Here is a 13353-nt window from a genome sequence, read left to right as displayed (position 1 = left end):
AGACAAAAATATTTGTGTAATTTTGCCCTCCAAAGGGATTTATTTTCCGTATTTGGTTAAAAGTATGGAGTTTAAGTATAGCGTACCATTCTTAGTGTCATTTGTAGCGTACAAATGGAGTTTATTTAAGAACACATCCTATTCTAATCAATGAGAATCATTATTGCAGGTGCTGGTGAAGTGGGGTTCCACTTGGCGAAATTGTTGTCCTACGAAGCACAGGAAATCACTTTGATTGATACCGACAAGGAAAGATTGTCCTATGCGGATAACCATTTGGATATTCGGGTGCTTCGAGGTGATGCCACATCCATTCAGGTATTGCAGGATGCACAGGTGGATAGCTCCGATCTTGTTATAGGGGTCACTGCTTCGGAAACCACCAATTTGACCCTTTGTGTTCTTGCCAAGCAATTGGGTTGTAAACGTACCATGGCCAGAATCTCCAACACGGAGTTCATGGACAATCGTGAACTTATCAAATTTGATCAGTTGGGGATTGATGAATTGATTTCCCCAGAGCGACTCGCAGCCATGGAAATCCAGTTGATGCTCAATCAGTCGGCTTTTAACGACACCTATCAATTTGAAGAAGGATTATTGACCATGTTCGGGGTAATTCTGCCTAAGACCGCTCCTTTTGTAGGGAAGATGGTCAAAGAGGCCGCGAGAATTTTTCCCGAACTCAATTTTATGCCCATTGCCCTTCAGCGAACTGGAACCCAGTTTACTTTAATCCCAAGGGGGGATACCATTTTTAAAGAGGGCGATCAAGTGTACTTCATTACTTCCGATAAGGGAGTTGAGGAATTGTACAAGCTTTCAGGAATGCAAAAGCAGGACATCAAGAATGTGATGATCCTGGGAGGAAGTAAGGTCGGCTATAAAACAGCACGGGACCTTTGCAACAAAAAGTTCAATGTGAAATTGATCGAAAAGAACAAGGAAAAAGCATTCGATATCGCGGATGAACTGCCCCATGCGCTTGTGATTAATGGGGATGGACGGAATGTGGAGCTGTTGGAAGAGGAAAACTTGGAGGCCATGGATGCTTTTATCGCTGTAACGGGAAATTCAGAGACCAACATTATGTCTTGTTTGGTGGCCAAAAACAAAAAAATCAAGAAAACCATTGCTTTGGTGGAAAACATGGACTATTTCCAGTTGTCCCATTCCATTGGGGTGGATACACTCATCAATAAAAAACTACTTGCTGCCAACAGTATCTTTAGGTATATCCGAAAAGGAGAGGTACTTGCCCTGACCCGTTTGAACAATTTGAACGCTGAGATTTTGGAGTTTGAGGTAAAAGCATCCTCACTTGTCAATGGTGAAATCATCAAAGAACTCAATTTTCCAAGGGAAGCAAGTATCGGTGGCGTGATCAGAAACGGGGAGGGTATCATTGCCTTGGGGGATTTTAGGATTGCCGAAGGGGATAAGGTCGTGGTCTGTTGCTTGCCCAAGGCCATACCAAGGATAGAAAAGCTGTTCCTCTAATGAAACTCAATACACGAATCATCATCCATATCATGGGACTCTTGTTGCTTTGCAACGGCTCTTTTATGCTATTGGCGGCACTTGCCAGTGGCATTTATAAGGATGGTGCCACTATGGATATCATGTTAGCTGCCATTGTGACCATGCTTTTTGGGATGATGGCCATGTTCTACACACGGGGACATAAAAAAGAAGTCAAAAGGAAAGAAGGATACATTGTTGTGACCTTTGGTTGGATCGTGATGTCCATATCAGGAATGTTGCCCTATCTTTTTTCTGGTTCGATACCTTCCATTACTGATGCTTTTTTTGAAACGATGTCGGGCTATACCACCACGGGAGCTTCCATTTTAGATGATATAGAAGCACTGCCCGAAGGAATTCTGCTCTGGCGAAGCCTTACCCATTGGATCGGTGGAATGGGGATTATCGTGTTGGCCATTGCCATTCTACCACTTTTAGGTATAGGGGGAATGCAGTTGTTCGCAGCCGAGGCACCTGGCCCGGGAGGGGATAAGCTCCACCCAAGGATTACGGATACCGCCAAAAGGTTATGGCTTATCTATTTTGGATATACGGTTTTGGAAACCTTATTGTTGAAGTTTGCGGGCATGTCGTTTTTTGATGCCATCAACCATGCTTTGGCAACCATGTCAACCGGAGGATTCTCCACCAAAAATGCAAGTTTGGCTTTTTGGAACGATCAGCCATTGATTCAATATATCATCATCCTGTTCATGTTTTTGGCGGGAAGCAATTTCGTACTCAGTTATTTTGCCTTGACAGGACGGGTAAAACGTGTTTTTAAGGACGAGGAGTTCAAGTATTACTTCGGATTTATAGTGGTTTTTGCCATTATTGCTGCACTGGGCGTTTATTTTAGGGCCGATGTTCCTGTGTCGGATTTTCATCCCATGGTTTTGGGAAAAGCGGAAAGTGCCTTTAGGCACACCTTGTTTCAGGTCATCGCCGTGATTACCACAACAGGCTTTGTTTCGGCTGATTTTACCTCATGGACCCCCTTTTTGACCGTGTTCTTTTTTGGTTTGATGTTTTTAGGAGGGTCTGCTGGTTCAACAGCCGGTGGGATCAAGGTAATGCGTCACCTGCTGATTATCAAAAACGGTATTTTGGAATTTAAACGAACCTTGCATCCCAATGCGGTGATTCCCGTCCGTTACAATCAAAAAACGGTAACGGAACATATCGTGTACAACGTGGTGGCTTTTTTCGTGCTGTACATGTTGCTTTTTATCATTGGGTCTTTGGTTCTCGGATTCTTGGGCTTGGACTTTGTGTCGGCCGTTGGTGGTTCTGCCTCTTCGTTGGGTAATGTGGGACCGGCTTTGGGTAGTTTGAACCCTGTGAGCAATTATAACAGCCTTCCCGATGCAGGAAAGTGGTGGTGTAGTTTCTTGATGCTTTTGGGGCGTCTTGAACTTTTCACTGTACTGATCGTACTTACCCCATATTTCTGGAAAAAGACGTAAAAAAACCTCTCAAAGTAAACTCCAAGAGGTTTTGCATTTATTATCAGGAGATGCTGAAACAAATCCAGCATGACTTGTAATTTTTATGGATTAAAGAACGGCCTTTATTCTCGAAATGGCTTCTTTCAATTCTTTTTCTGATGCCGCGTAGGATATACGAATGCAATTCGGGTTTCCGAATGCTTCGCCCGTAACCGTGGCCACATTGGCATGTTCCAATAAATACAATGAAAAATCAGAAGCATTGTTAATGGTAACACCGTTCAAGGTTTTTCCAAAGAATGCCGAAATATCGGGGAAAACATAAAATGCACCTTCGGGCACGTTGAGGTTAAATCCTTCTATTTCTCCCAAAAGACCAAGGACAAGGTCCCTTCTTTCGTGAAACTTATCGATCATGAACTGGATTTTGCTCACGGGAGCCTCCAATGCGGTAATAACGGCACGTTGTGCAATGGCATTGGTGCCACTGGTAACCTGACCTTGTAATTTGGTGCATCCTTTGGCAATCCATTCGGGGGCGCCAATGTAGCCGATACGCCATCCGGTCATGGCAAAAGCTTTGGACACCCCATTCACGGTAACGGTTCTATCGTACATGCCATCGATGCCGGCGATGCTTACATGACCGCCTGCAAAATTGATGTGCTCGTAGATTTCATCCGATACCACATAAATGTCCGGGTGTTTTTTAAGTACCTCGGCCAAACCTTCCAATTCCTCCTTGCTATATACGGAACCACTGGGGTTACAAGGAGAACTGAACCAAAGCATTTTGGTTTTAGGCGTAATGGCCGCTTCCAATTGCTCTGGCGTCATCTTAAAATCGGTATCGATTTGCGTAAGAACTTCAACGGGAACTCCTTCTGCCAATTTTACGATATCGCTATAGCTTACCCAATAAGGTGCAGGAAGGATTACTTCATCACCTGGGTTGAGCACTACCATGGCCACATTGAAGAGCGATTGTTTCGCCCCCGTGGAGACCACGATCTGGTTCGGGCCGTAATTAAGATTATTGTCTCTTTTGAACTTGTTGGAGATAGCGGTTTTGAGCTCTGCGTAACCATCAACAGGTGTATAGCTGCTATAATTTTCGTCAATGGCCTGTTTTGCGGCCTCTTTGATGAAATCAGGAATGTTGAAATCGGGCTCCCCCAAGCTCAAACCGATAATATCCTTTCCTTCGTTTCGTAATTCCCGTGCTTTGGCGGCCATGGCCAAAGTTGCTGACGTGGACATGTTCTTGATCCTGTCAGATAGATGGTTGCTCATTGATATTTCGTTTTTACTGATACTGAAGCGCTGGGTTTTTACCTAGCTCTTTTAAGTGTTTGAAGTGCGAAATTATGGCTTTTCTGGTAGTTTTATATTCGTGATAAGGTAAATTGAACTCCTGCGCAGTCTGTTTCACAATTTTTGAAATATTTGTGTAATGAATGTGACTGATGTTCGGGAAGATATGGTGCTCTACCTGATGGTTCAATCCGCCGGTAAACCAGTTGACGATCCTGTTCTTAGTGCCAAAATTCACAGTGGTGAACAGCTGGTGGATGGCCCAGGTGTTTTTCATGTTTCCTTCTTCGTCGGGCAACGGTGTCTCTGCATGGTCCACGATATGCGCCAATTGGAATACCACACTTAGGATTACCCCGGCAACATAGTGCATAATGAAGAATCCAAGCAATACTTGCCACCAAGCGATATCAACAAAAATCAATGGTAGCACGATCCAAATGGTCAAATAGATGATTTTGGTAATCACCAAAGTGCTCCAGTTGATCACAGGGTTTGGAAGTTTTCCGTAGCTCAATTTCCTTTTCATGTAACGGTACATCTGTTGGAAGTCCGTTGTGATGGCCCAGTTGAAAGTCAATAGACCGTATAGGAAAATAGAGTAGTAGTGTTGGAACTTATGGTGTTTTCTCCACTCTGCATGTTTGGAGAATCTTAGGATTCTTCCTGCTTCCATATCTTCATCGTGCTCGTGGATATTGGTATAGGTATGGTGCAGCACATTGTGTTGTACTTGCCAGTTGTAAACATTTCCTGCCAAGATGTAAATACTGCTTCCCATGAGCTTGTTCACCCATTTTTTATTTGAGTATGCACCATGGTTCCCATCGTGCATTACGTTCATCCCAACTCCGGCCATCCCAACTCCCATGGTAATGGAAAGTAGTAAATAGCCCCAGAAAGGCAGGTTCAAGGTCAACATTAAAAAATAAGGGGTCAAAAAAATGGCAAACATCACCATGGTTTTCAAGTGAAGTTTCCAGTTCCCGGTTTTCTTAAGGTTGTTTTCTTTGAAGTATTCGTTTACTCTTTTGTTCAACGTTCTGAAAAATTGTGCGGAATCTCTTCTGGAAAACCGGATGGTATTCTTATCCATAAAAAAAGTTTTTACAAAGGTAACTAAAATGCTTCTTTAGAGTTAACAAGGTTTTGTTAGAACGGTGTTAAGGTCGTCAAAAGTATTAGCTTTGTCAAAAATAATGTTTGGAACATGAAAGCGGAACTTATCTTTAAATATTTTACGACGCTCAACGACGAACAGAAAGCCCAGTTTATAAAGTTGGAAACGTTGTACCAAGATTGGAACCAAAAAATCAATGTGGTTTCCAGAAAGGATATTGATGAGTTGTATCTGCGCCATGTGCTTCACTCTCTGGGGATTGCCCGAATACAGGTGTTCAACGAAGGTTCTGAAATTTTGGATGTTGGAACCGGTGGTGGATTTCCTGGTATTCCGTTGGCTATCTTGTTTCCAAACGTGAAATTTACCCTTGTTGATGCCATAGGTAAAAAAATAAAAGTGGTCAATGAGGTGGTCGAAGGCTTGGGGTTAACGAATGTCAAAACCTATCATTCCCGTGTGGAGGAAATCCCCGGACAGTTTGATTTTATTGTGAGCCGTGCGGTTGCGGCTATGCCCACATTCGTACATTGGACCAAGGGGAAAATCAAAAAGGAGTCTGCGCATCAGCGCAAAAACGGCATACTTTACCTTAAAGGTGGAGACCTTACGGAAGAACTGAAGGGATACGAAACCGTTCAGGTCTTTGATTTGAACGAGTATTTTGAAGAGGAATTCTTTGAGACCAAAAAAGTTGTCTATTTGCCCCAGAAGTACAAGGGCTAAACTATATGCTATACATGCGCTTATACACCAATCTACACTTTCTAGCGTAGTCCTTGGCATATTGCCATAATTGCTGATATTTTTTAATCATCAATTTCCTCCATGCATTGATTCGGACTGTCATAACTAACTGATTTAATGTAACAAATATAATTATGTTACATTTAGTTTACAATTAGTTAACGTTAAATTTACATATAAATTATGTTTTGATTCTTTTTTAGGTTGTTAATCTATTGGTTTTCAGTGATTTATTTGCTATTTATATATATTTTTCATGTCAGCCTCGGCGATATCCACTAATAGCTGTCCCATTTTGGCACAAACCAGATTGAAGAACACTTCGCCTTTTTCCTTGGAAGCTTTGCTCGGGTCCCCAACTCCAGTGTCCTTGGTTATTTTTGACCAAGGTCGTTCCGTCCAGGCCCAACCTTCGGAAAAGGCTTTTATTTTGTTTTTGAACTCTTTGCCATCGCCCCAATCTTCTCGTGGCAATACCAATTCTGGAGTTAAATGTAGGATAAGACTGGTCTCCATTTCATCGGCATGGTCACCCAGAAGGTCAAAAACACCTGATTCACTGCCGAGTTTGAACCAATTCGTGACGCAAAGGAACATATCGGGGAAAAGTAGCCCCAGTTCCCTTACAATGGCCTTCCAGTTATTTCCTCCATGGCTGTTCAAGATCACAAACTTTTTTACGCCTTGACGGTCCAATACGGTAATCAGGTCTTTCAATATGGCGAATTGTGTGCTCGGGTTTAGGTTCATGTCCAGATATATATCCGATTGCCCGGTGTTTACTCCAAAGGGAATGGTTGGTAGTACCACTACTTTGCTTCCTTGTTCCCAGGCTATTCTGGCAGATTCTTCAGCTATTGAAGTACCTTCTATAACATCGGTGGCGTAGGGGAGGTGATAGTTGTGGGCTTCGGTGGCTCCCCAGGGCAAAACGGCCAAATCGAAAGATTCATCCTTGAGGTGTTTCCAGTTGGTTTCGGCCAAAATATAGGGTCTGGGCATGGGTTTGTGGGTTAGGTTAAACAAAAAAGCCATCATTTAAAAAATGATGGCCTTTAATTTAGTTGTTTTGATTTTATCCCAAAAATGGATATCTGTAATTTTCTGGGGTCACAAAAGTCTCCTTGATCAATCTCGGGGAGACCCAACGCAAGAGGTTCTGCATGGACCCTGCCTTATCGTTGGTTCCCGAAGCTCTTGCACCACCAAAAGGTTGCTGTCCCACAACGGCACCCGTTGGCTTGTCATTGATGTAAAAGTTGCCAGCAGCATTCTGTAAGGCTTTGGTCGCCTCATCAATGGAGTAACGATCTCCGGATAAAACAGCACCTGTGAGCCCGTATTCCGATGTGCTATCCAGTAATTTCAAAGTATCGCTCCAGTCCTTGTCCTCGTACACATAAACGGTGACCACTGGACCGAAAAGCTCGGTATACATGGTCTCGTACTGTGGGTCGGTGGTCAAAATCACGGTGGGCTCCACAAAATACCCTTCGGATTTATCATAATTGCCCCCAGCGATGATTTCGGCCTCATCGTCGGCCTTTGCCTGATCGATGTACTTGGCCAGTTTATCAAAAGACCCTTCGTGAATCACTGCGGTAATAAAATTGCTCATGTCTTCTGGGGTACCTGGCTTGTTGAAAGAGGCAATGTCTTTTTTGACCAGTTCCAGAATCTCATTGGCAGTGGACTTGGGTAGATATACCCGTGATGCCGCACTACATTTTTGACCTTGGAACTCAAAGGCGCCTCGGCTGATCGCCGTAGCTACTTGTTGAGGTTTCGCAGTAGGGTGGGCTATGATAAAATCCTTACCTCCAGTTTCGCCCACGATTCGTGGATAAGTTTTGTACTTATGGATGTTGTTTCCAATCTGTTTCCAAAGATTCTTGAACACCGTGGTGGAGCCAGTAAAGTGTATTCCCGAGAAATCAGGACTGTCCAATAGGGTATCGGATATCATGACTGGGTCACCGTAGACCACGTTGATCACACCATCTGGCAATCCGGCCTCCTTGAGCACATCCACGATCACTTTCGCGGAATACACCTGACTGTCGCTCGGTTTCCAGACCACAACGTTCCCCATCATAGCGGCACTGGTGGGAAGGTTCCCTGCAATGGCCGTAAAGTTGAAGGGGGTAATGGCGTAGACAAAGCCTTCCAATGGACGGTATTCCACACGGTTCCACACTCCCTCGGAAGATTCAGGTTGCTCGCTGTAAATCTGGGACATGTACTCCACATTGAAACGAAGGAAATCCACGATCTCACATGCAGAATCGATTTCGGCCTGATAAATATTCTTGGATTGGGCAAGCATGGTGGAGGCGTTCATCTTTTGGCGGTAAGGCCCGGCAATAAGGTCCGCTGCCTTCAGGAATACAGCGGCACGCTGTTCCCAAGTCAGGTTGGCCCATGCCTCCCTGGCCTCAAGACAGTTGGCGATGGCCTTTTCCACATGTTCCTTTTCCGCTAAATGGTAGTGTCCCAAAATATGTTTGTGGTCGTGCGGAGGGGACATGGTCCTGGTGTTGCCCGTTCTTATCTCTTCGCTTCCAATGTAAAGTGGGATGTCCACATTGTCATTGTAATACGCTTTATATTGTTTTAGTACTTCTTCACGTTCAGGAGAACCCGGGGCATAGCTCAGAACGGGTTCATTGTATGCGGTTGGAACTTGAAAAAATCCTTTTCCCATAGAAATGTTTTTTAATGATTAAAAATTCTATCAAAGATAGGGAAACCTATATCGAATTTAAAATGATGTGGATTAGTTTATGGCAAAGGGCGCGGCAAACTTAAAAGTGGGTATTTCCACCTCGAATTCTTCGGCATTGGTAAAGTTTACCATATAATAGTGACCTCGCATGGCCCCGACAGGCGACGCCAAAAGGCAGCCCGAACTATAAGTGTGGGATTTTCCCGGTTTTATCACTGGTTTCCTTCCTATGACACCTTCCCCGTCAATGGTTTCCATATCCTTGAGGGCGTCAAATACATCCCAGTGCCTAGCAGTAAGCTGTACGGTATCCTTGCTAAGGTTCTCAATGGTTATGGTGTAGCCAAATGCATAATGCACTTTGTAGTTTTTAAAAAATGTGCCTTCAAATGAGGTGCGTACCGATACTTTTATTCCTTTGGTTACCTGTGTAAACATAACTATCAATAGGTTAAACCGCTTCCTGTAAACGTAACTACGATGGTAATAAAGGCCAAAATCATAAATATCGTGTTCAGAAAGATGTATTTCAAAATGGTTTTAAACCTTCCCTGTCCATAAAATTTGCGCATTGCCTTGTACAGGTATATGCCAAAAATCAGTAGAAAGATTCCTGAGCTGTTAATATTGAATATCATATCCAACGTGAGGCTAAGGATGAGCAAGATAAATAAGAGTGACTGATTGTGAAAGCTAAAAATAAGATGATCGGTGTAGGTGTAATTTTTTCTGATGTACACCAACCAAATGAACAATGTGAACACTGGCATAAAGAAAAATATGACGAACGGGAGCTTGGATATGGTGCTATTGACCCAACTCCCGGGTTCCTTGATTACTTTCAAGGTGCTGTTCGCGGAATTAAAGGCCATTTTGTTGGACCAGGTTTTGTTGATTTTATATTTGGTCATGGCTTGGTCAAAATTGAAAAGGGTATCTTTTTTGATTACGTGCCCAAAAAACTCTGCTTTGCTGAAGAATTTCCCCATGCCCGATTCTTTGTCCAGACTTTTAAAGTAACCTGTTGGGTCGGCATTCATGAAAGAATCTTTTCTTTTTTCTGCTTGGCTTATTCCTTTCATGAATATTCCCAAAGAATCCAAATAATCCAATTGGTTGGACAATTCTTGGTCTGTACCTTTTACGGAGTCGAACTTTTGCATTTCAGTCAAAATACTTGGATTTACTTTTTTTATGGAATCCAATGTCTTTTTTACATCTTCAGATTGCTTTTCAAGGGCGATGCTATCCACGACAAGACCTCCGGAGTCCAGATTGAATTTTAACGGGGAACCATTATAAATGGTGCCGTCAAAGTTTTTGGCTGATTCATCCCAAGCATCGAACTTACTGTTGTAGGTAAACATCAAAAAGTACAGGAAGGCCAAGCTCAATAAAAACCGAAACGGGTTGGTGTAGGTAACCCTTTTGCCGTTTATGTAATCCTTGGTTATTCTCCCGGGTCTCAATAACAGGGCGGAAAGTGTTTTTAACAGCTTGGAGTCGTAATTGATGAGACTGGAGAAGAATTCATCAAAAAAAACCTTTAAGGTAAGTTTCTTGGTACTGTTGGCCTGCGAGCAATTGGGGCAATACTTGTCGCTGATGTCCAAAGGGTGTCCACAGTTGAGGCATTTTACACCTCTGAACTTTAATTCGTAGCGACCCTTGGTGATCAAACCATCTTTTTTGCCCATACCTTTTAAGGATTAGGGTTTAAAGATAAATTAATTACTGATATTTCTGGAATTGGCGGAGCCTATGCCTATGATACTGTCGTACATATCCCCGAAATCCCGATAATAGACCAAGATGAGATAGTTGTTCTCTGTAAAATGAAAATTCCCGCTTACCAAATTGGGTTCTAGGGTCCCATCATCTTTTTGTACAACATACTTATAATTGTAGAATCCTTGCTTCATCATAAGTGTGGCTTCGAACTTACCGTTTTCCTCATTAAAGATCATTCTGTTCTCATCCGTCAAGGCGTAGTTGTTGAACTTTCCGATCACATAAACATTGTTCAGTCCTATCTGGTTGGTGTAGGGCAAGCTAAAATGTACTTTGGAGTACTCTGCTTCCCTCGAAACGTCTTCTCCTTGTAGTGTTCTGACCACAAAATCCCCGTTGATGTCCGGAAAATAAGTGTACTCTTGGTCAAATCTATATTCGTTGGTAAACAGATAATGGTGGTATACATCCCTTATTTCAATGTTTGATATGGCAAATGTCGGTGAGCGAAGGTCCTTGGTATCGAAGTAGAAGTATTCGTTACCACCAAGAAAACTGGTTTCCTCGTTGTATTTGTAGACGAGTTCGGTCCCAATGGTAAATTGGGGCTTGATGTTGTAAAGGGCCGTGGGCCATTGATGATTTTGTATAATGGCGACTTTTACCTCCCGTTTTGGATTGACCACATTAAAGCCGGCCGTGTTTATATTGAATTGGACTACTTGTTTTGTGTTGATGTAATTAAAATCCCTAGATCGTTTTACCACGCCAGAAACGGCTACGGCATCCCGATATACTACAAACCTTCTGGAGAATTGAAGGTCGCCATAACTATTGTGGATTTCCAGTACATAATTGCCGCTTACCCTTAATTTAACATTCTGGTTAGGGATGGTAAGACGGTAGTTGGAATAGGGTTGTAGGGTAGTGTAGCTGTTTTCGTAGTCTATGATACGCTGATTGTCCGCTCCATCCAAATATTGGGATTTCAGTAATTGGGAGGGAGTCCAATCGTAATCGCAATGCACTATTTTATAATAATAATCCTGTTCGTTGGCCATAAGGTCATCAAACTCCAAAGTCATGGATTCCCCGAGCCGTATCACGGGAAATTGGTCATCTGTAGGACCTTTGAAAACAATTGATTTGATGTTTTCTGGAGGGTTGACCTCTTCCATGATTTGACCAAAAGCCGAAGGGGCCAACAAACCCATTAGTAGCAAAATGTAGGTATAACGTATCAAGGGCGTGAATTTGACGTAAAGGTAAACAAAAAGTATGCCCAGTAAATTAAGCTCGGTATAATCCCATATTTTATGGTTAATTATTATGAAAACAATCCTTTTAGTGCTATTTTTGCGTCCGATTTTGATAACAAAAGGTCTACAATAATATGTCTAAAGACATCCGGATTAAAAAGGGGTTGGACATCAACCTCGTCGGGGCGGCAGAGCAGACTATTTCCAAAGCCGTTACAAGTAACGTATACGCCCTGAACCTAGATGATTTCCACGGAATCACTCCAAAAATGTTGATAAAACAGGGGGAAGAGATAAAAGCGGGCGAGCCCCTCTTTTATAACAAGAACAACGAAGAAATGCACTTTGTTTCTCCAGTAAGCGGTGAACTTGTGGAAATCGTAAGGGGGGCAAGGAGAAGAATCTTAACACTGAAGGTCCTTGCCGATAAAGAACAAAATTACGTGATAAACAAGGTGCCGGATTTGGATACGGCAGATGCTGATACCATCAAAACCTACCTGTTGCAGTGTGGGGGGTGGCCTTTCATCAAGCAAAGACCTTATGATGTGATCGCTGATCCAGAGATGACACCGAAAGCAATTTTTGTCTCAGCGCTTGCTACGGCTCCATTGGCGGCAGACCCTGATTTTGCCTTAAGGGACAAAGAACAGGAGATTCAAGCAGCGGTTATGGCGCTTAGTAAGCTTACTCCCGGTAAAATCCATGTTTCCGTAGGATCGAGCAGATCACCCTTCAATGATATTAAAGGTGTGGAGTTGCATAAGGTTTCTGGTCCCCATCCAGCAGGTTTGGTGGGCACGCAAATCAATAAAATCGATCCCGTGAACAAGGGAGAAGTGGTTTGGACACTGTCCGCTCAGGATATGGTAATGGTGGGTGAATTGCTTTTGACAGGTAAGTTCAATGCCGAGCGAGTTGTGGCCTTGGCTGGATCTGTGGTGAAAGAGCCAAAGTACTACAGGACGAAAATCGGAGCGGAAATCTCAACCTTTTTGTATGCAAGTGGCGTAAAAGAGGATAGGTTCCGATTGATCAACGGAGATGTGCTTACAGGAGTAAAAACGCATACCGAAGGATATCTTGGTTTCTACAATAATACGGTCACGGCCATTCCGGAAGGCGACGATTACGAACTTTTCGGGTGGAACAAGCCGGTTTTCAATAAAATATCATCCACAAGGGCTTTGACCTTTTCTTGGTTGCAGCCCAAAAAGAAGTACGATTTGGACACCAATACCAATGGGGAGCACAGGGCTTTCGTGGTAACAGGTAGGTATGAGGAGGTTTTTCCTCTGGACATATACCCGCTTCAGTTGTTGAAAGCCTGTATGGTGAAAGATTTGGATGAAATGGAGCAATTGGGCCTTTACGAAGTGGCTCCCGAGGATTTCTCTTTGACGGAATTCATATGCATATCAAAACAACCACACCAACAAATAATCAGGGAAGGATTGGATTTGTTGCAAAAAGAACTTGGATAAT

Annotated in this window: 11 protein-coding genes; 4 read left to right on the top strand and 7 right to left on the bottom strand. The window is 43.1% G+C overall.

What is annotated here, in order from left to right:
• Positions 1–150 precede the first annotated feature (150 nt).
• Both trkA and PY092_RS05540 read left to right on the top strand, forming a co-directional pair.
• Positions 151–1500 carry a Trk system potassium transporter TrkA gene (trkA, locus tag PY092_RS05545; RefSeq protein WP_275614852.1) on the top strand — a complete coding sequence of 450 codons (1350 nt, stop codon included), beginning with the start codon at positions 151–153 and terminating at the stop codon, positions 1498–1500.
• Positions 1500–2990 (top strand): TrkH family potassium uptake protein, encoded by a 1491-nt coding sequence (locus PY092_RS05540; protein ID WP_275614851.1) that lies wholly within the window; start codon positions 1500–1502, stop codon positions 2988–2990. The genes trkA and PY092_RS05540 overlap by 1 nt, the downstream gene beginning before the upstream one ends.
• 90 nt (positions 2991–3080) lie before the next feature.
• On the opposite strand, the gene PY092_RS05535 is transcribed toward PY092_RS05540, so the two are convergent.
• A complete protein-coding gene (locus tag PY092_RS05535) occupies positions 3081–4265 on the bottom strand; it encodes a pyridoxal phosphate-dependent aminotransferase (RefSeq protein WP_275614850.1) in 1185 nt (394 codons plus the stop codon).
• 13 nt (positions 4266–4278) lie between these two features.
• Entirely contained in the window at positions 4279–5382 is a 1104-nt protein-coding gene (locus PY092_RS05530; RefSeq protein ID WP_275614849.1) for a fatty acid desaturase family protein, read from the bottom strand.
• Positions 5383–5496: 114 nt separating this feature from the next.
• Between PY092_RS05530 and rsmG the strand changes: the two genes are divergently transcribed.
• Entirely contained in the window at positions 5497–6132 is a 636-nt protein-coding gene (rsmG, locus tag PY092_RS05525) for a 16S rRNA (guanine(527)-N(7))-methyltransferase RsmG (RefSeq protein WP_275614848.1), read from the top strand.
• Positions 6133–6390: 258 nt separating this feature from the next.
• On the opposite strand, the gene PY092_RS05520 is transcribed toward rsmG, so the two are convergent.
• The 5 genes from PY092_RS05520 to PY092_RS05500 all read right to left on the bottom strand — a co-directional run bounded on the left by PY092_RS05520 (position 6391) and on the right by PY092_RS05500 (position 11850).
• Positions 6391–7155, bottom strand: a complete 765-nt coding sequence (locus PY092_RS05520) for a creatininase family protein (RefSeq protein WP_275614847.1) — start codon at positions 7153–7155, stop codon at positions 6391–6393.
• 73 nt (positions 7156–7228) lie between these two features.
• Entirely contained in the window at positions 7229–8857 is a 1629-nt protein-coding gene (pruA, locus tag PY092_RS05515) for an L-glutamate gamma-semialdehyde dehydrogenase (protein ID WP_275614846.1), read from the bottom strand.
• Positions 8858–8929: 72 nt separating this feature from the next.
• Positions 8930–9316, bottom strand: coding sequence for a Co2+/Mg2+ efflux protein ApaG (gene apaG / locus PY092_RS05510; protein ID WP_275614845.1), 387 nt, complete (start codon positions 9314–9316; stop codon positions 8930–8932).
• A gap of 5 nt (positions 9317–9321) precedes the next feature.
• Positions 9322–10575, bottom strand: a complete 1254-nt coding sequence (locus PY092_RS05505; RefSeq protein ID WP_275614844.1) for a DUF3667 domain-containing protein — start codon at positions 10573–10575, stop codon at positions 9322–9324.
• Between the two features lie 30 nt (positions 10576–10605).
• Entirely contained in the window at positions 10606–11850 is a 1245-nt protein-coding gene (locus PY092_RS05500) for a type IX secretion system plug protein (protein WP_275615004.1), read from the bottom strand.
• A gap of 152 nt (positions 11851–12002) precedes the next feature.
• On the opposite strand from PY092_RS05500, the gene PY092_RS05495 reads away from it, so the two are divergent.
• Positions 12003–13352 carry a Na(+)-translocating NADH-quinone reductase subunit A gene (locus PY092_RS05495; protein WP_275614843.1) on the top strand — a complete coding sequence of 450 codons (1350 nt, stop codon included), beginning with the start codon at positions 12003–12005 and terminating at the stop codon, positions 13350–13352.
• The last annotated feature ends 1 nt before the right edge of the window (position 13353 follow it).

Source organism: Flagellimonas yonaguniensis, assembly GCF_029193885.1.
GTDB classification, from domain to species: Bacteria; Bacteroidota; Bacteroidia; order Flavobacteriales; family Flavobacteriaceae; genus Flagellimonas; species Flagellimonas yonaguniensis.
This window is presented reverse-complemented; position numbering and strand designations above follow the sequence as displayed.